The organism is Brevibacterium sp. JSBI002 (assembly GCF_026013965.1).
In the GTDB taxonomy this organism is placed as follows: Bacteria; Actinomycetota; Actinomycetes; order Actinomycetales; family Brevibacteriaceae; genus Brevibacterium.
This window is the reverse complement of record NZ_CP110341.1, coordinates 2,283,550-2,303,207: the sequence shown is the minus strand read 5'-3', so window position 1 is coordinate 2,303,207 and position 19,658 is coordinate 2,283,550. Positions and strand designations below refer to the sequence as shown.

Below are 19,658 nucleotides of genomic sequence, written 5' to 3'. Positions count from 1 at the left end.
GGTGGACGACGGCGGGGACCGACCACGAGGCTGCGAATGGCACCAGAGCGTCTGTGTCGATTCCCCCACGCATTTCATTCAGTGGGGAGCCCATGGCGACGAATCTGCCGAACTGACGACGAGCATGTACTGCGGAAGGCATTACGCAACTGAACTCTCCTTTTATATCGAATTTCATGTCAAGGACTGCCCCAAGACTGTGTTTCAGCACATTCCCAATCTTGGAAAAATTGACGGTTAGCATTTCGGATTGACAATTGCAACTAGTTTCCGGTTGCGTGTAGGCGTTCAGTCTTAATCAAAATATTTGATTAATTATCTACTCGGAGGAAATCAATGACAGAGAGTAAGGCGTTAGAGGCTAGCAAGATATTATTGGACGATGTCAAATCTCTATTGGAAAACCATCCAGCAGCGAATCAGGCTAAACGAGGTCGTCCGACTGGTGGCGTTGGAGTCGATCCGCTCCTGCGTTCCTGTGTTGCACTTTGTTATGCAGCATGGGAGGTGTACGTAGAAGAGGCATTACATGGGGCCGTTGAATACATTATTGAGAATCTTGATGCGGATAGACTACCCGCATCTTTGCGGAAATGGGTTGCGACCACGTACGGAAAGAATGATCCGTGGAAATTTGCAGGCGACGGCTGGAAACTTGAATGCATGAATCTTATTAATCTTCGCCTATATGGAAAAGACGGTCAAAATGGGTTCAATTCCGCAAATTCCAAGGCAGTCAAAAGTCTATATCTTGAAATCTTAGGATACGAGCCGCTGAGTGAAATCAGCTGGCAGGGAATGCCCAATCAGAGAGTGGTGGAGGAGATTGAAGCTCTGGTTTATGAACGTGGAGCTATCGTCCATACCGGAGTTGCGGCGAGCGATGGTAAGGCCAAAGGGAAGTTGGGACTGCCGGTGGTTCGTTCGCAGATTGACTTTATAAAACGACTTCGAGAACAGTTCGACTCTAAGTTGAACTTATATCTGTCCGAGCTAGTTGGCGGAGATCTTGATCAAGCATAGGCTCACATTTTCGACGCTTAGATTAGGACTTCCGATGCCATTGTAGCTAACGCTTTCCTGACGTTAACCTACTTGCGCGGCGTTATGTTTGACTAGCGTGGCGTGCGGCGGATATCTTCTGGCGAAAACCGCCGCACGTGCACGTTTCGAGAATGGTCTGCAGGATTTCTGGACACGCACTAGGACTGTTTGTGCCAGTCGCGTAACTGTTAGCTGCAGTGGCAGCGTTCCTTTTCTTCGATGGGTCTATTTGGGGTCGGCCAATCCTTGACTCTTGCGCTTCCGAACTTTCCAGGTAAGTGGATCGTAAACAGGGCGGTTCGATACGGTGTTTTCAACTACATCGTCGTCACTAAACAGCGCTCTAGTCTTTTCGGACTCCAGCATTTTCTGCAATGACGGATACCCATCCTTCGCCGCTGTGGCTAAGGAGTCATAGGTATGGAAGAATCGAGCAATGTCTCGCGCCCAGTAATCCCAAGTGCCGTCAGTGACTCGACCTCTTTCGCGAAGTTCTACTTGGTCATTACAGAGTGCGAGATAGCTCTCTATCCACGGCCGATCCGAGGGGCTTATTCTATTAGTCTCTAGAAAAGTCAATGGGCGGGAGTCCCATAGTGTCCAGAAGCGCTGGGTATACTGGCTTTCAAGTTCTCTATGCATCTGTTGGCTTTGTAGTCTCATCTGAGTTACAGCCATCAATATCGCGGTAAGCGCGGCAATCGTGGATACTGCTGATATCCATTCCGGGACGGTTCCCCAGGTCATAATAAACTCCTGATCGCGTTCGAGCCTCTACTGGTATCTGAATCGACCGGTAGTGGGTTGGCTCTGGCGGACGAAATGTTGGTGTGAACGTGCCTATAGAGGTGATTGTAGAGTAGGACTCGGTGATCTTTTCCAAGATTGCCTTAATCAGTGCCTATGCAGCTATCCTACCCATAGATACTGCAGCCATGATCTTGGTCGAAGCTGTGGGACCGGGTAGCCGTCGCTGAAGTCGAGATCGATGGTAGTGCATGCAGATGGCGATGTGTCTTCTTTGCGGGCTGGCTTGGATATCCCGAAGCGAGGATGAACGAATAAAGAGTGGCGGACTGAGTAGCGAGAAGTCGGTAGTGACAAGTCCGCGCCTATAGACCACAGAAAAGGGTTCCGAATGTTCTGCATTCTGATGTTTCAGAATTTGAAGCGGCGGATCGGTGCACGCGTCAGGGTGCCAAATATGAGAACTAGTTCTGACGAATACAAGGACTGCACGTGTATGGACTTGATTTACTACATCCAGGGAGAGTGCTTCGGACCAGTGGTCGGCTAGCGGCTAGCGTTCTTGATGTTGAACGGTGAGATTGCACGTAGAGTTGTTCGTCTCGATCGTTGCTTGCAAATTGGGACTGACCGTCAAATAGAGCGCTACGAGGTCAGAAGGTCCCGAACCTGCATAGAAGTCGGCAGAATGTCGCGCTTGTTCGAGTTGTAGATCTGCATAAGGTTGACGGGGTCTGTATTGGGGAGATGGAGAGTTCCGTCGATTTGGAGTAGGCCCAGACACCTGACTTGCACAAGTAGATGAGGTTTTCGGGGCCACGGAGCATATTCCTCCTGGTCAGGAGGTTGCTTGTTTCGGATTCGGGTAACTAATTTGAGCCTTATCATGGTGGAATGAGCCCATTCGTGCGCAAGGTCCTGACCGCGTCGGGCGCCACAGCCGTACAGATCGCCGATAAGACTGGCGGGAAGTACCGCATCGTCGAACACCTCGGGTCGGCCCACACACCCGAAGACCTCGCCGCTCTCGTCGAGGCAGGCAAAGCCAAACTGCGCGACCCCGGACAGGCCACACTCGACTTCGACACCGCCGACAAACCACGAGTGGCATCGGCAGTCGTGAAGTCCAGCAGATCCGGGCTCCTCATCGACACGATCCGCACCGTGTACGAAAGGCTCGGGTTCGACATCATCGACGATGAAGCGTTCTTCCAACTCGTCGCTGCCCGATTGGTTGAGCCGACGTCGAAGTCCGACAGTGTCAGAGTCCTTGACGAGCTCGGTGTCGACGTCGTTCACCGCAACACGTTCCTCAACAGCCTTGTCCGGGCAAAAGACCGCGACTACCGGGCCCAGATCGCAGAGAAATGCTTCGCCCACAGCGTCGCTACCACCGGGATCAGTCTGTTGCTTTATGACGTCACGACCCTCTATTTCGAGGCTGAGAAGGAAGACGCCCTTCGCCAGGTCGGGTACTCGAAAGAACGTCGCGTGGACCCGCAGATCGTCGTCGGGTTGCTCGTCGACAGGACGGGGTTCCCACTCGAGATCGGGTGCTTCGAAGGCGCGAAGGCCGAGACCCACACGATCATTCCCGTGATCAAAGCCTTCCAAGACCGCCACGGTGTGACAGACATGGTCGTCGGCGCCGATGCCGGCATGTTGTCGGCGAAGAACCTCAAAGAACTCGACGATGCTGGGCTGCGGTTCATCGTCGGGTCGAGGCAGACGAAAGCACCACATGACCTGGCGACGCATTTTCGGTGGAATGGCGAGTACACCGACGATGGGCAGATCATCGACACGATTACTCCGAAAGGTGTGAAGCGACTCGATCCGGAGAGGGTGAAGAAGAGACGCGAACCCGTCTGGTCAGCGGAGGAACATCCGGATGCGTGGCGAGTGGTGTGGCAGTACCGGCGCAAGAGGGCGATGCGTGATGAGCAGACCCTGAACCTGCAGCGCAACCGTGCACTGGCAATCATCGATGGGGACAAGCCGGCGAAGAAGGCCCGGTTCGTGAAAGTCACCGATGAGGAGAAAGCCTTCGATGAGAAGGCGTATGAGCGGGCGATGAAGCTGACGGGGTTCAAGGGCTACGTGACGAACATTCCCGTCGGGACTATGCCTGCGGCGGAGGTGATCGGTAGTTATCACGACCTGTGGCAGGTCGAGCAGTCTTTCCGGATGTCGAAGACCGACTTGAGAGCCCGCCCGATCTTCCACCGGAAACGGGATGCGATCGAGGCACACCTGACTGTCGTGTTCACGGCGTTGGCCGTGTCGAGGTTCATGCAGGCCGCGACTGGGGCGTCGTTGAAGAAGATCATCACGAGTCTGCGCCCGTTGCGGGAGTTCACCGGGCGGGTCGGTGGGCAGGACATCACGTTCACACCGGAAGTACCTAGGGCCGTCGAGAACATGCTCCAGGCGCTAGAAAAGTCGTAAATTCGGCTGTCAGCGGTGGGTAACTAAAGTTGTGCAACTCAGGTCAAATAGAGCGCTACGAGGTCAGAAGGTCCCGAACCTGCATAGAAGTCGGCAGAATGTCGCGCTTGTTCGAGTTGTAGATCTGCATAAGGTTGACGGGGTCTGTATTGGGGAGATGGAGAGTTCCGTCGATTTGGAGTAGGCCCAGACACCTTCCGTCTCGCAGCACGCCCCAGAAGTCATATCGAGGAGCGCTGGCTTTCCAACCCTGTGGGCGAGATTGGCGAAGCGCGATCTGAGCCGACTGAATCTCGTCGAAATAGGGGCGCTCGTTGCCACTGCCCATACCGGTGAAGCCAAGGTACCCGTTTCGGGCGTCCCAGTCCACTGGTTCATTTAATGAGAACAGCAATAGATAATAAATGATCCGGAAAACGAGTGACTTCTGTGTTGTTGTCGGCGTTTGTGATGGAGCGTGCAAACCTGCAGCTTCTTCTAGGACGAGCGGTACCAAGCGCCGGTTTTCTTGTCCAAGCTCGGCCGACCAATCAATGGGGTATTGAATATTCCACAGGGCGCGGTCGAACCGGTTTGATATCTCAGAGCGGATGTTCATGCTCCCACTGCGGTTCAGATCGATATAAAGTCCATCGGGGCCCTCATCGCTCAGGACGGTTAGACAGTCATATTGGCCGTCTCCCGGGTGCGTCTCGACCAGCTCAAGCTCCGGATGACGGCGAATCAGCTCCGACGCAACCCACCATGACTGCAGGAACACCATTCGTTCTCGTACGTTCGTCAAGTGGATCCATCCTTATTGGTACAAGTGCCTGTGAGAATCGTCGGCTCGCGCCGGCAACAGATAATCTACCCGTGTTTCAATCGACGATCTCCCAATCACCATCGGCGTAAAGGTCGCGCCATGATTCGGAGTCGTCGATGTCGAACTTGGGATAGATAAATGGACGAAGCCGATCCAAAGTCAGTGCGCCATCGGTCTCAGAGAGAGCATCAGAGAACGCGATACCTGACTTCAGTATCGGCGACAGCAGAAGCTCATCGTCACCAAGGACGGGCCCGTCTTCGGAGAATGTACTTTTGAGCCAACGGCCATCATGCCGAGCGTAGACGCTGCCGAGCTGGCTGAAATAGAAGATGCCCTGGACCGGAGTGCCGGGACGCGCTCGAAAGACTACGGCGAACCGACCGGCGAGGACACATTCAAAATCCAAGCCGACTTTTGCTCGCCGCTTTTTCTCCAACTACGCCATGACCACCCGGGCTCCGTCCGAGAAACTCTCGATTGCGATGCCTTCGGGCGCGGCTGCCTGATAGTCATCGATCGTGGCCGTCGACAGAGTGAGGACTGTCAGGCTGTCATCTTCGAATCCGAAGAACCAGATGATCGACCCATCATCGCTGGCACGCACGCTCATGCCGTCGGTCATCACCGTCCGGCCCAGCTCGGATCCGTCCTGAAAGATCAGATGGCGGACCACCTGTTCGAGACGATAACCCCACGTCCACTTCTGTGTTCTGGGAGAGTGGACCTTGAACGGCCCGCGCGCCAGAAAGATTTCGTTAGGCCGAAATGCGTCGTTCAGGTCGTGCACGGAATCCAGATTGGTGATGACAAAGTCCTCTTCATCGGCACCGTCAATGTTGTCGCCGTCGTAGACGGACTCTTCGTTCATGCGTTCTGTCCTTCAACGGTGATACGGCGGAGGGCCGCGACAAAGGCAGGGTTGGGATTCGCCATCGGCAAGACGGCGTTAACTTTGCGTAGTGCATCATCGATGGGCACGCCGAGGTGGCGCGCCGCATAGAGTGCACCCACAGTCGGCGTTCGGCTGTGAGCCTGCACGCAGTGAAGCAGAACCGTCTTACCTTCCCGCCGCATGCGCGCGACCATGTCGGCCGCCTCGGTGAGGGTGAAATCGACGTACTGGTTGTCTGCCGGCGATGCTGAAGGTATCGGTACCCGAACTCGGGATCATCGCGGTGGGCATCGAAGAGCGCATCGGCCCGATATGCCTCAATGACGACTGCTTCAGGGATCGGTGCTGCCAGCCACCGGTAGTAGGGCTGGCGGGAGAGCTTCAAGACCCGGCACGACACCGCCACGGGGATCCCGTCGGCGGCGAGCTCTCTCACGAGCGGGTAGAGCCTTTTGACGGCAGATTCGCCTGTGACAGATACGCGGCTGCGCGGCGCAGGACCTCGTTCTCCTGCTCAAGCAGACGATTGCGCCGACGCATCTCTCGTAGTTCGGCGGATTCGTCGCTGGTGTTGCCGGGTTTGTTGCCGGCATCGATTTCTGCTTGGCGGAGCCATTTGTTGATGGTGCCTTCGTGGACTCCGAAGTCCTTGGCGATCTGTCCGATCGTCGTCTTGGAATCCCTGGTCTGGACGACGCGGATGACGTCGTCGCGGAATTCTTTCGGGTAGGGCTGTGGCATGGTGTCTATCCTTCCAGGCTTGCCTATGAACAAGCCAGATTAGATGTCACCTAAACCTGCATCAGTCCCGACGCATCAGTTTGCTGTCTACTTAGTTCTGAATCGCCGAGGAGTCTTCAAGTCAGTATTCGACCGCAACAGCGTTTACAGGATGACATCGAATGGGGTGAACGCTGGGTCGTTGGTTTAAGGCTGATACACATGACCGAGCTTCATCTGGCCGGTTCGAGAGATCCGACCGACTGCCTGAGCAGCCTTGGCAAAAACACGGGCTACCTATTTGCCCGGAACTATACGAACGTTAATGTGGGGCAGCCCACGCTGCGCCCGTTGTGTTAGTTCGTGATTCAGTTTGATGAAGGAACGGCCGTGTTCCCCGCCTGCGATCCCGTTGTTTGTAGCGGTGCAGGTCGAAAACATCAAGAACTTCAGGCCAAGATCGGGACACTAAAGTGAAGCAACTTAGGCCGTACTCCCTTCTCTGGAGCTAGCTAACGGGCAAGATGCTAATGTCGACTTCAACCAGGCAAAAATGACGGATGATCTGGGAGGAAGTTGGGAAGATGACGACTGCCGATCCAAACCTTGGGAGACTCGAGCTTGGAACATTACGGACAACAGCCAGCCATACAATCGGCGTCACTCACTTAGTTGAGCTTCTCCGCTCCTTGCCGTCTGACGCAACCGCCGAGCAATATCGTGATGCCGTGGTTGAGGGCAACGTTCTCGGTCGCCCGACCCAGGCTGGTCGCCAGAGGTCATTCCGTCACCTTCGTGAGCTGTATTTCTTGGACCCGGCTTTCCCAGAGTTTTCAGCGTTAAGGTCGCTTTGGGACATTGATCACGCGTCACGCCCACTTCTTGCGGGGCTACTGGCCTTCACACGTGACGAGGTGCTCCGGGCTTCGTTCGCCGCGATCGCGGACCTCCCGGCGGGGTCGACCGTGACGTCGTCAGATTTGACTGTTGCCGTCGCCGCGCAGTTCGGCAGCGAAATGTCGGAGTCAACCCTCGATAAGACGGGGCGAAACACTGGGTCCTGTTGGACCCAGACCGGTCATCTCGCTGGTCGTGCCAAGAAGGTGCGCACTGAAGTGGATGCCCGCCCGGTCGCCATCGCGTATGCGGCATTCCTCGGCTACCTCGCTGGCGGGCGCGGTCTCGGCGTACTCAACAACTCTTGGTCGCAGATTCTGGGGGTGGCCCCCGGCAGTGCCTTAGAGGCGTTGCGCGGAGCGCACACCCAGGGTCTCATCGACCTGCTCGTTGCGGGCAATGTAGTTGACGTGTCGTTCCCGGCTCTCGGAGGTGCAGGATGAGCCGCGTGTCCGATCTTGTCGATGCCTACAAAGCCGAGTTAACGCTGACTTGGAAAGACAACGTCTCGGGCGGCGAACGCGTGTGGATGCTCGTCTACCCGCCGGAACTCGAACGCCAGATTCGGCATGCGCTGCCTAGCTTGGAACTTGCGACCAGCCAAGCGGGCCGCGGCTGGGCCATCGTCGACGTTACCGATGACTTCGGTCGCTGGCTGTCGTCGCACCGCCACGCCGAGGCGTTCTATGAGGAACCGAGTGATCTCACGCAATCGATCCTGGACCAATTCGAGACAATTCTAGTGAAGCGCATACGCCAAGCGCTCGAAGCGGCTCCCGCTAACGCTATCGTGGCACTCGTTGGCATCGGCTCTATTTTTCCGTTCCTGAGGGCGTCAAGCGTGATCAAATCCATCGACTCTACAGTCACCGGTCGCCTTCTCGTCCTCTTTCCCGGGCTTCATGACCCGGCGACTCATTCATTCCGCCTACTCGACGCGCGCGATGGGTTCAACTACCGTGCTCGTGTCATTGATTCGCAGAAGGGCTTCGCGTGACTACCAACAACGACCTCTTTATCCGGCCGCCGCTGAGCTTCGAGATTCCGAACGACGGTGTAACCAACGTGGACCGTCCCGAGGGGTCCAGCCAGTGGGAGGTCCTCAAATATGAGCTGGAGAGCTTCGTCTGCGAGGGCGAGTACGAGTACGGCCTTCAGCGAATTCTTGACTCCTACACCGGACACCGTAACCGGACGACGCAACCTGCCGTGTGGGTGTCGGGTTTCTACGGCAGTGGTAAGTCCCACCTCGTTCGAGTCCTCCAGCATCTCTGGGCCGACACAGAGTTCCCGAACGGCGCAACCGCGCGCGGTCTGACAAACATACCTCAGGGCATCCATGAGCAGTTGACGGAGTTGACAACAATCAGCCGACGCGACGGAGCCGCACCGTGGGCGGCCGCTGGCGCACTCGACCGCAGCGGCGACTCCCTCAATTCGGTGTTTCTTTCCATCGTCCTCGGGGCCGCAGGACTGCCTACGCGCGTCGCACCCGCCCAAGTCGCGCTGTGGCTAGCCGGCAACGGTCACCTCGAAGCCGTGCGCGACCACGTCGCGCTGAATGGAGGGGACCTCATCGAGGAGCTGAGTGAGTACAATCTCAGTACACTGCTCGCGAACGCAATCCTAGCCGTTGAACCACAGTTCGCGTCGTCAGCCCGTGACGTCCGTGCTGCGTTACGCAACCAGTTTCCGCCAAATACTCGCTGGTTCTCTACTGACGAGACAATTGCGCTACTTAAGAAGATTCTGGAGTACGTCGGTAACGGCCAGATTCCGCCGTCGCTGGTCGTGCTCGATGAGGTGCAACAATACATCAGTGGCGACGGCGGACGGGCGATGGAAGTGCAGAACCTCGTCGAGTCAGTGTCGCGTGAACTGAACGGTCGTGTGTTGCTCGTTGCCACGGGCCAGCAGGAACTGACGGCCGATTCGACACTTCAGAAGATTCAGGACCGTTTCACCGTCAAGGTCGTGCTCAAGAATCAGGACGTAGACGCTGTTGTCCGCCGCGTGCTGCTGAGCAAGGAACCCGCCAAGAAACCCACTCTCGACAACACGCTGGCTTCTGTCGCCGGGCAGATTTCCCGACAACTCATCGGTAGCAAAATTCAACATACTGTCGAGGATGATAAAGAACTCGTTGACGACTACCCGCTACTGCCGGTGCGTCGGCGATTCTGGGAGAGTGTGCTTCGCCAGGCCGACGCTGGCCGCGCCGGTCAGTTGCGTTCCCAACTCCGCATCGTGCATGAGGCAAACCGCAAGGCCGCTCCCCAACCGGTGGGTACAGTGGTCGGTGCCGATTTCCTCTATGCGCAGAAGAATGAAGACCTCAACGGCGCGGGTCTTCTACTGAAAGAGACCCAGACACTGATCCATGAACAAGGGCAAAAGGCTCCCCTGCGCGGCCGCATCCTCGGCCTCATCCATCTAATCGGTTTACTGCCGACGTCGGGCCACGTCGATATCGGCGTGCGCGCGACGGCAGATCATCTTGTAGACCTACTCGTCGAGGACCTCGCCCATGATAGCGATCAGCTTCGACAGCAGGTTCCTGCGATACTCGAAGCACTCGCTGACGAGGGAGTGCTCCAGCAAGACGGCGCGGAATACCGGCTCCAGACCAAGGCCGGTCGCGAGTGGGACGAGGCCGTGCGCAGGCAATATGCGCAGCTGAGCGACAGCGAATTGAGCGCAGAGCGAGACTCGTTGTTGCTCACGGAAGTCAACCGGGCTCTGCCCGCGACGATTCAGCAAGGTCGTGCCAAGGAATCGCGCAAGCTCGCGCTCCACGCAGATGTCTCGCTTCCACCGGAATCCAATTCAATCCCGATCTGGCTGCGATCCGAATGGGATGAAGGAATCACCTCGAAACAGTTCGACGAGGTTGCGCGCAGTCTCGGCGTTGAGTCACCGATGGTCCTAGTCCACCTTCCAAAGGTCGAAGCCTCAGCATTCGAATCTGCGATTCGCAATAAGCTCGCCGCGAAACGCGTAATCGATCAGCAGGGGATACCACAGGACGACGAGGGCAGACAGGCCCGAAGCGCAATGCAAACCCGCCTCAACCGTGCGACGGACCGCGTGAATACTCATGTACGTGAAGTAATCTCCAAAGCAAACGTGCTCCTTGGAGGCGGCACCGCCCCGAGTGGGAACTCGTTGCGTGAACGTATCGAAGCTGGTGCACAGTCTGCCGCGACCCGCCTCTTCCCGCGCTTCTCAGAAGCTGATGACAACCGTTGGCCCCAGGTCATGGCACGCGTGCGAAGCGGATCGGCAGCCGACGCGCTCAAGGCGATCCAGCACGAAGCCGATCCTGAAAAGCACATCGTCGTCAAAGAGGTCCTAGGCCACGTTAGTTCAGTAGGCACATCGGCGAGTGACGTGGAGAAGATCGTGACAGCGAAGCCGTTGGGCTGGCCACGCGACGCGCTCATGGCCTCGATCGGAGTGCTTCTCGACACTGGAGTGATCCGCGCGACGCTTAACGGTAGCGACGCTACCACAGCAGATGTGCTCAAGCAGACCCGCCTCGGCAACGTGCAGCTCCGCCGTGAGGTCACGATGCTCAAGCCTGCCGAAAAAATCCAGGCACGTCAGGTCCTGAGCAACCTCGGCTTCCCGACTGACAATGACGGACTCGCCTCGACCGTAGAAGAGGCCGCTAAGCTGTTCGTCGACCGTGCGAAAGGCGTGAGTGGACCTGCTCCGCTCCCTGATATCACTGTGCCAGGTAGCATCCAGGCGATCCTGAGTGCGTCGGGCAACGATCGCGTGCACGCCCTGCTGTCAGCGAAAACTGACCTCACTAGTTTCAACGACCGCCTCGGAGACCTGGAACGCAGGTTAGAGAGCCGAAAGCATTCGCTCGAATTAGCGCATTCGCTTGCGTCTTCGGCCACAGAGCTGGAGTCCGCGTCGGCGGCCCGTGAACGGCTCGTCGCACTCGCCGCGAGCCGCGATCTCCTCGCTGACGCCGATCCAATTGCCCCGATTGTCAACGAACTTGCCGAGGCACTTCGCGATGCTATCCACAAGGCAGCGGTTGCGTTGAGCGACGCCCGAGCGACAGCTATTGCTGGTCTCCAGCAGCAGCCAGCATGGACGGCTCTAGACGATGGACAGCGCGAGGCTCTCCTCACGGAACACCATCTCGGCACCGAGTTGGAACCCAAGCTCGCAGATGCAGGTGCCGTCCTGACAGCGGTGCAGGCTCGGCCGCTCCAAGGGTGGACCGCTGAACTCGATGCGATCCCGCAGCGGGCCTCGCGTGCGTTGGAAGCGGCTGTTCAGCTCACGGCACCTGCGGCTAAAATGACCACGGTTCGGGTTTCGACAGCGAGCTTTAGCAGCGCCGACGAGATTGAGCGCTACATCGAGGCCCTGCGGGTGGAGCTTCTCGGCGCCCTGAACAGCGGCAACGACACAGTGATGGTGAAGGGCTGACCATGTCAACGGTAACTACCAAGGTCCTCAATTCCGACCAACGACGCTATCTCGACGCGCAGACGCAGAGCGCCCGCGTTGCAGCACAACGCGCTGCCGAGGATGCTCTGCGTGCTCTCGCGGTCGCCGAGCCGAGTCGCCCGGGTTACCTAAGTGACGAGCAAAACAAACTCCGGGTTGCGCTCCGAGACAAGGCGCGGCAGCTCGGCGATGACACCACACGTGCGAGTACACGGCTTACCAATCTTGTGCACGACATCGCCTACGAGCAATGGCATCGGTTGCTGTTCGCCCGATTCCTGGAAGTCAACGGCCTTCTTCGGCATGCGGAGTATCGTGAGATCACACTAACTCTAGAGGATTGTGGCGACCTCGCTTCTGACCTCGGTGAGCCAGATGGGTGGGCGGTTGCCGCGCGATTCGCTTCGGAGATCCTTCCCGGCGTCTTCCGCCTCACCGACCCTGCGGTACAAGTCCGGTTCGCAGCCGAACACCGCAATACGCTTGAGCGCCTCCTGCTCGACATTCCATCCGAGGTATTCAGGACGGAGGACGCGCTCGGTTGGGTATATCAGTTCTGGCAGACGGCCGAAAAGAAGCGAGTCAACGAATCCGGTGTCAAGATCAGTGGGGCCGACCTTTCACCAGTCACACAACTGTTCACCGAGAATTACATGGTGCGGTTTCTGTTAGAGAACTCGCTCGGGGCATGGTGGGCTACCCTGCATCCAAACTCTTCCCTCATTGCAGACTGGGTGTATCTCCGCCGTACCGAGGATGGCGCTCCCGCAGCGGGCTTGTTCAACGAATGGCCTGACCGGACCGCCGATGTGAAAGTGATAGACCCGTGCTGCGGCTCCGGCCACTTTCTCGTCGCAATGTTCGGGATGCTTTGGCGTATGCGAGCTGAGGAGGAGGATCTCACACCAGCAGATGCGCAAGATGCCGTTCTCCGCGACAATTTGCACGGTCTCGAACTTGATCCACGCTGTGCTCAGATCGCCGCTTTTAATGTGACCCTTGAAGCCTGGAAACAGGGGGGAGTCCGCCAGTTGCCGGTACCTCAGATTGCATGCTCGGGGGTACCGATTCGTTCGACGCGGGGCGACTGGGAAGTGATTGCTGGAAAAGACAGTGAGCTCCGGAAGGTCCTTGGCCATCTTCATTCTCAATTTAGAAATGCAGACTCTCTTGGTTCGCTAATAGAACCACGGGCTGATGGTTCAGAACACTCTCTATTCGGTAGTGATCTCAGCTTTGGTGTCAGCTGGGATTCGATTCGAGAATCTCTTTCACAAGTCTTTTCGGCTGAGGCCCAGGAGAGCTCGGTCGTGGGGTACGCGGCTGATGACATTATTCGCGCAGCAAAGCTATTGTCAGGGTCTTACACACTTGTCGCTACAAATCCGCCGTTCCTTTCTTCTGGAAAACAGGCTGAGGCCGTCCAGCGATTCACAAAGCATTTGGATCGGGATGCATCGGGCAACCTGGCTTATTCGATGCTCTCGAGATGGAGTGGAGCTACAACGCGGGCATTTGTGATTCCACAGAGTTGGCGATTTCAGACCAATTACTCGGCCTTCAGGAAGGCGCGGCTTAGCTTGGACGGCCAAAAGTTCATTGCTGCACTCGGAGTATCCGGGTTCTCGGTCACCATGTGGGACTTCCATACGGATCTGCTGGTCGAAGGGGGTCAGCGCACGGAGGCGGTTACTGGTCTAAATGCCGCGGCCGGAAACTCGCCTACACAGATTGCCGAATTCCTTACTGAGGTACCACTCTGTCATACTACGCGGACGCAGCAGATGGCCAACACTGACCACCGAATCACGTTGACCACATCCAAACCGCAGGCACTTTTGTCAGGTGTGGCTCCGGGGCTTCAGGGAATCAAGACCGGGGACGATAGTCGTTTCCGCCGTTACTTCTGGGAAGTCAGCGGAATCGGTGGACCTCGTTGGCAACTGTTTTTGTCGTCGGTTTCTGCAACCGAGTTCTATGCTGGACGTAGTTATGTCGTTGCATGGGATGAGGGTAAGGGGGCAATGGCTCAAAGCCGCGGTTCTCGTATTGTTGGCAAGGGGGCATGGGGAAAGGTCGGCGTTCTGGTCAGCCAGATGGGAGACCTGCCAGTGACGCTCTACACCGGGGAATTGTTCGATACTAACGCGTCAGCGGTCGTCCCGTATGATGAGTCGTTATTGTCGGCGCTTTGGCATTTCTTATCGTCGCCAGATTATTCAGTAGCAGTTAGAGAAATTGATACATCTCTGAAAGTTACAAACGCAACCCTGGCAAAAGTTCCTTTCGATACGGAACATTGGTCGAAAGTCGCCGAACAGGAGGGGCCATTGCCAGAGCCCTACTCGCCGGACCCAACTCAAGCGTTGTTCAGAGGCGATATTCTTGCAGCGTCGCATCCCCTGCAAGTGGCGATCGCGCGGCTGCTTGGCTATTCATGGCCACAACAGACTTCCGATGCGTTTGACCATTTTGCGGATTCCGATGGTTTTGCCAGCTTACAGGCACTGCCAAATGAGCCTGATCTCGCCACACGTTTACGTGCGCTTCTGTCGACAGCTTACGGTGACCATTGGTCAAGTGGCTTCGAGCGGACGCTCATTACTGATGCAGGAGGGAAGAACGGCCACTTGAACGACTGGCTTCGAGACACTTTCTTCGCTCAACACGTAAAGGTCTTTGAAAACCGGCCCTTCTTATGGCACATCTGGGATGGCCGGAAAGACGGATTTTCGGCGATCGTCAATTACCACAAGCTTGATCGTCAAACGCTGGAGAAATTGACCTTTACCTCTCTGGGGGCCTGGATCAACCGGCAGAAGCACGAGGCACGTGCAGAGCGTTCCGGTGCCAGTGAGCGACTGGCCGCTGCCGAAGATCTTCAGCATAGGCTTCAGCTAATTCTTGACGGTGTACCTCCCTATGACATTTACGTTCGGTGGAAGGAAATGGCCGATCAACCCATCGGGTGGGAACCTGACACGGATGACGGCGTTCGTTTTAATATCCGTCCGTTTGTGATTGCCGGTGTGCTCCGGTCTAAAGTAAACGTGCATTGGCGAAAGGACCGTGGAAAGAATCCCGACGGGACAGATCGAAATAATGATTTGCACCCAGCCCTTGAAGAACGTCGTGTTGCCAGGCGCGAAGCGGGGATCGCAGAATGACATTAGTTCGTGAAGCCGTCGTCCAAGCGCTCCGGGATGCCGCGGCCTTCAACGAAGGGACGAATTCAGCTCCGGTGGCTGTTTTGTGGCCTGACCCTGGCCACGCTTGGGAAAGGGTGGTTGGCCATCTGCAGGAGAAAGTGCCTATCCTTGTTCTAGGAAAGTATGAGCCTGAAATTGCAAGGGGACCGGAACTTTGGCTTCGGGCTGTACTTTCCTCGCCCGAGTCAGCGGATCTACCTGCCCATCTCGCCGAACGAGACGAACAGAACCCGTGGGTGATCTACCTGCCTGGTATCAGTCGAGGCTCCGTGGCAGAAGCAATGACGCTCGACGACTCACTCGTACCGCTCGCCGAGATTGCGATCCGCTCGAACTGGTGGCCCTCTGCTTACAGTCAGGCGCCCTGGACGCCACATTCGTTCCTTACGTCGAAGCAGGGTGCGGGCCTCGACATCGCGAGCGACAGCGCGACGAAAGCGGCGCTTGCCCAGGTGTTGGACAAGTTTCTCTTCGAGGATATCGACAATCTCAAGCGTATAGGGCGCCTCGATTCGTCGCGCCTGCACCGACTTGTGCTCGATGACACGGTTCGCACCCTCCTTGAATGGATGAACGAGCCGGACGAGGTGAGAGCTTCGCTGGAAGGTTCGCAATGGCAGGCCCTCGTCGCCTCATGTAAGTCAGTCTACGGCTTTGGCCCTGAGAACGACGGCGCACTTACCGCGGCCAGCAAGCTCGGCAGCCGAACTGGGAAGTGGGGGGCGGTCTGGCAACGGTTTGCGGAGAACCCAAGCCGCTATCCGAATATTCCTGCCTTGCTCGACCAGGCGCGCCCCTCTACGGTGGCGCTTTTTGGGGACACCGACCTACACCCTGACTCGTGGCCTTCGTGGAACCGCGACCAGGAGGACGCACTTAGGTTGTCACTCGCCACATTGGGAAATCATCCTGACCCGCGTGGTCGAATTGAAGAGCTCGCTGCCGCGCACACGTCGCGCGAGGACATGGTCTGGGCCGCTCTCGGTCAAGCACCGCTTGCTAGCTCTGTTGGTCACCTCGCCGAGCTTGCAGGTCGTGTAGCGACCGTCTCGGCAGCCACCGATCTCAACTCTCAGATCGAATGGTACAGCGAGGAGGGCCACATGATTGACGACCTTGCGCTGCGTACTATCGCGACGGCCAAGACCGCACAGGATAGATCCGCGGTCGCTCGCGCGTTAGGCGCGATCTACGACCCGTGGGTTGATCAGTCGGCACGAGAATTCCAGAAAGCCGCAGTTGGCGCCTACCATGGTCAGACGGGCCTCGACGTACTCGAAGGAACATGCGTGGTATTTGTCGATGCACTGCGATACGACTTGGCCATTCGTGTTACTCGCCGATTGTCAGGGGTCGCAGCGGTTGTAGAGCCGCGCCAGGCGGCTTTCCCCAGCGTCACGCCAACCGGCCAGCCGGCGGTGGCCCCGATTAAGATCGGGATGGCTGGCGGTACAGCCTTTGATGCGGCTGATGATCAAGGGCGATCTGTAAAAGGTTCAGTGCTGCGGTCGGCTCTCGCTGAGGCGGGAGTACAGTTCCTCGACTGGGACACCGCACAGGTCGGCGACCCAGCCGGAACTGCGTGGACGCAGACGAACATGATCGACTCGCTGGGCCACTCGCACGGGCGGCAGCTGGCAGACCTGATCGACCACCACCTTGACCTTGTCGCGGAGCGTGTTCGTGCACTGCTTGATGCGGGTTGGCGGAATGTCGTCGTGGTCACCGATCACGGGTTCCTCCTGCCTGGCCAAGCAGCGCAGAAGGTCCACCTGCCGATACAAGTGACGGAAGGTGATGCTGCCCGCAAGCCACGTGTGGCGCGGTTGAAGGCCGCCGCAGCACGCCCGAATTTTCAAGTCCTGCCTTGGACTTGGGACTCCTCCGTCGACATGGTCAGCGCACCCGGAGCTGCTGCGTTTGAGTCGGCTTGCCTATACGAGCATGGCGGATTGAGTCTCCAAGAGTGCGTAATTCCCGTCATCCGCGTGGCACGTGGAGCCTCGACTTCTGAGACAGTTCAGATTGAAGGCGTTCGGTGGACAGGGCAACGTTGTCGCATCGACTTCGGTCCTGCCGAAGCTGAAGTGGTCGCCGAAATTCGGCTTCGCCCTGCTGATGCGTCGAGCGCGGTCGGAGGCCCGAAGCCGCCAACTGAACCGGGCGAGGTCAAGGTTCTCGTGGACGAGGAGCAGGCCGCTGCGGGGGAAACGGCGTGGGTTGTGTTGCTTGATGGAGACGAAGTGGTACTTGCGCAAACGCAAACGACGGTCGGGGGTAGCGAATGACTGAGATCGTCTCACTTGATTCGATAGACGAGACTGCGGCTTCGGCATTCGAGGGGTATGTCGTCCGTAAAGACCTCGCTCAGCAATTCAAGGGTGCCTATCCAGTCCCTACTTACGTCGGCGAGTTCCTCATCGGACGCTACTGTGCCACAACCGACTTGGAGGAAATCGAAGAAGGACTTCAGATAGTTCGACGGCTGCTTGCTGACCGTACTGTGCGGGCTGGAGAAGAGGAGCTCTTCAAGTCTCGTGCGCGCGAGCGTACAACTGTAAAGCTCATCGATCTTGTCAAAGCCCGGCTTGATGCGAAGTCCAACTCGTATGTTGCTGAGCTACCGAGTCTCGGTCTTCGTGATGTACGAATCGACGATGCAATTGTCAGGGAAAATGAGCGCATGCTCACTGGCGGCTTCTACGCTGAGGTGGATTTGTTCTACGATGCCGCTATCGCTGAAGAGAAGAACGGCAAGGCATTTGCAGTGGGTTCACTTCGTCCCATTCAGCTTTCAACGCGCGATTCGCTTACACGATTGGCTGAAGGCCGTGCTCGTTTCAATAGTGAACAGTGGAAGCACCTTCTACTTCGGTCGGTGGGCTTTGAGCCCGAGAAACTCAGTAGTCGTGAGCAGGACATTCTATTATTGCGAATGGTTCCGTTCGTACAACGAAACTTCAACATGGTCGAGCTGGGCCCGCGCGGCACTGGTAAATCACACCTATTCCAGCAGGTTTCCCCGTACGCGCATCTAATTTCGGGGGGCAAAGCTTCGGTAGCTCGGATGTTCGTCAACAACGCAACCGGCCAGCGTGGCCTAGTTGCTCAGTACGACGTGGTCTGCTTCGACGAGGTGTCTGGCGTCTCCTTCGATCAAAAGGATGGCGTCAACATTATGAAGGGATACATGGAATCGGGTGAGTTTTCCCGGGGTCGTGAGTCCATTCGCGCCGATGGTTCGATCATGCTCGTCGGCAACTTCGACGTGGACGTCGCTCATCAGCAACGCATAGGGCACTTGCTATCGCCTTTGCCGCCGGAGATGCGAGACGATACTGCATTTATGGATCGGATCCACGCATACTTGCCTGGCTGGGACGTTCCGAAGCTGAATCCCTCCTACTTCACCGATCACTTTGGACTTGTAAGCGATTTCCTCTCCGAATGCTGGTCGCGTCTTCGTGATCAATCGCGACTTGCTTCGATCCAAGGCCGAATCAACTATTCCGATGCGCTGTCGGGCCGTGACCTCTCTGCGGTCAAAAAGACGGTTGACGGGCTTTTGAAGCTCCTGTATCCGGACTCCGAAGCTCTCATTACTGATGAGGATCTCGAATGGGCGGTGCGGATTGCACTAGAGTGCCGACGTCGAGTCAAAGAACAACAGCGCCGCATCGGTTCAGCGGAATTTCGCAATACCCAGTTCGGCTATCGCCTCGGCGAAGGGGCGGAACAATTCGTCTCGACTCCGGAACTCGCCAGTCCAGACTCCATTGGTTTGGATCCACTTCCTCCGGGCCAAGTCTGGGCGATGTCCGAAAACATGGGAGACAATGGCCCTGGCCTTTATCGAGTGGTTACCTCAGACACACCTGGCACTGGCTCGGGAGGATTACTCAATCAGGCCGCTCCAGCGTCACTTCGCGAGAGCTTCAAAGTGGCCGAACAAAACCTATTTGCTCAGTCTCGCGTGCTTGTGGGAGATCGTGACCCGCGAAGTCACATTCTAACCACGCAGGTGAGAGCGCTTGACGCTGCGAACTCTGGTGCAGGTCTCGGGATGCCAATACTCTTGGCTCAGTGTTCTGCGATGCTTGAGAGATCCGTGAGAGGAGGCATGATTGTAGTGGGCAATCTATCCTTGGGCGGCGGAGTAGAGACCGTAGTCAATGCAGTAACTTTAGCTGAGCACGCAATGGAAAAGGGAGCGTCGTTGCTCCTCCTGCCAGTGAACGCTCGTCGCCAGCTCCTCGATGTTAGCGACGAAGTTGCGACAAAGGTTACGTTCATTTTTTACAACGATGCTAAAGACGCGTTAGCCAAAGCGCTCGACGAATAGGGAGTGATTGCGATCAGGATCTAGTTGGGTTTTGGATCCGTGCTTACGCGTTTAAACAGTTATGTTTCATAGGAAATT

Annotated in this window: 13 protein-coding genes; 8 read left to right on the top strand and 5 right to left on the bottom strand. The window is 57.0% G+C overall.

Annotated features, from left to right (window positions below):
- The first annotated feature begins 336 nt into the window (after positions 1 to 336).
- Complete coding sequence (locus LJ362_RS10485) at positions 337 to 1,023, top strand: HEPN domain-containing protein (protein WP_264799009.1); 687 nt, start codon at positions 337 to 339, stop codon at positions 1,021 to 1,023.
- Positions 1,024 to 2,685: 1,662 nt separating this feature from the next.
- A complete protein-coding gene (locus tag LJ362_RS10480) occupies positions 2,686 to 4,239 on the top strand; it encodes an IS1634 family transposase (protein ID WP_264799008.1) in 1,554 nt (517 codons plus the stop codon).
- Positions 4,240 to 4,294: 55 nt separating this feature from the next.
- Here the strand turns inward: LJ362_RS10480 and LJ362_RS10475 are convergent, their stop codons facing one another.
- From LJ362_RS10475 to LJ362_RS10455, 5 genes are all read right to left on the bottom strand, one after another.
- Positions 4,295 to 5,002, bottom strand: coding sequence for a hypothetical protein (locus tag LJ362_RS10475; RefSeq protein WP_264799007.1), 708 nt, complete (start codon positions 5,000 to 5,002; stop codon positions 4,295 to 4,297).
- A 97-nt stretch (positions 5,003 to 5,099) separates the two neighbouring features.
- Positions 5,100 to 5,483 carry a hypothetical protein gene (locus LJ362_RS10470; RefSeq protein WP_264799006.1) on the bottom strand — a complete coding sequence of 128 codons (384 nt, stop codon included), beginning with the start codon at positions 5,481 to 5,483 and terminating at the stop codon, positions 5,100 to 5,102.
- Positions 5,484 to 5,915 carry a hypothetical protein gene (locus LJ362_RS10465; RefSeq protein WP_264799005.1) on the bottom strand — a complete coding sequence of 144 codons (432 nt, stop codon included), beginning with the start codon at positions 5,913 to 5,915 and terminating at the stop codon, positions 5,484 to 5,486.
- Positions 5,912 to 6,196 carry a dual specificity protein phosphatase family protein gene (locus LJ362_RS10460; protein WP_264801821.1) on the bottom strand — a complete coding sequence of 95 codons (285 nt, stop codon included), beginning with the start codon at positions 6,194 to 6,196 and terminating at the stop codon, positions 5,912 to 5,914. The genes LJ362_RS10465 and LJ362_RS10460 overlap by 4 nt, the downstream gene beginning before the upstream one ends.
- A 175-nt stretch (positions 6,197 to 6,371) precedes the next feature.
- Complete coding sequence (locus LJ362_RS10455; protein ID WP_009883324.1) at positions 6,372 to 6,680, bottom strand: transposase; 309 nt, start codon at positions 6,678 to 6,680, stop codon at positions 6,372 to 6,374.
- 1,082 nt (positions 6,681 to 7,762) lie between these two features.
- Between LJ362_RS10455 and LJ362_RS10450 the strand changes: the two genes are divergently transcribed.
- The 6 genes from LJ362_RS10450 to brxL are packed head-to-tail and all read left to right on the top strand — an operon-like array spanning position 7,763 to position 19,580.
- Positions 7,763 to 7,999, top strand: a complete 237-nt coding sequence (locus tag LJ362_RS10450) for a hypothetical protein (protein ID WP_264799003.1) — start codon at positions 7,763 to 7,765, stop codon at positions 7,997 to 7,999.
- A gap of 5 nt (positions 8,000 to 8,004) precedes the next feature.
- Positions 8,005 to 8,553, top strand: coding sequence for a DUF1788 domain-containing protein (locus LJ362_RS10445; RefSeq protein ID WP_264799001.1), 549 nt, complete (start codon positions 8,005 to 8,007; stop codon positions 8,551 to 8,553).
- Entirely contained in the window at positions 8,550 to 12,008 is a 3,459-nt protein-coding gene (brxC, locus tag LJ362_RS10440) for a BREX system P-loop protein BrxC (protein ID WP_264799000.1), read from the top strand. The genes LJ362_RS10445 and brxC overlap by 4 nt, the downstream gene beginning before the upstream one ends.
- Positions 12,009 to 12,010: 2 nt before the next feature.
- The gene (locus LJ362_RS10435) at positions 12,011 to 15,196 is read left to right on the top strand and encodes a BREX-1 system adenine-specific DNA-methyltransferase PglX (RefSeq protein ID WP_264798999.1); all 3,186 of its coding nucleotides are present in this window, start codon (positions 12,011 to 12,013) and stop codon (positions 15,194 to 15,196) included.
- Positions 15,193 to 17,526, top strand: coding sequence for a BREX-1 system phosphatase PglZ type B (gene pglZ / locus LJ362_RS10430; RefSeq protein WP_264798998.1), 2,334 nt, complete (start codon positions 15,193 to 15,195; stop codon positions 17,524 to 17,526). Before LJ362_RS10435 ends, pglZ begins: the two co-directional genes overlap by 4 nt.
- Positions 17,523 to 19,580, top strand: coding sequence for a BREX system Lon protease-like protein BrxL (brxL, locus tag LJ362_RS10425; protein WP_264798996.1), 2,058 nt, complete (start codon positions 17,523 to 17,525; stop codon positions 19,578 to 19,580). Before pglZ ends, brxL begins: the two co-directional genes overlap by 4 nt.
- Positions 19,581 to 19,658 lie beyond the last annotated feature (78 nt).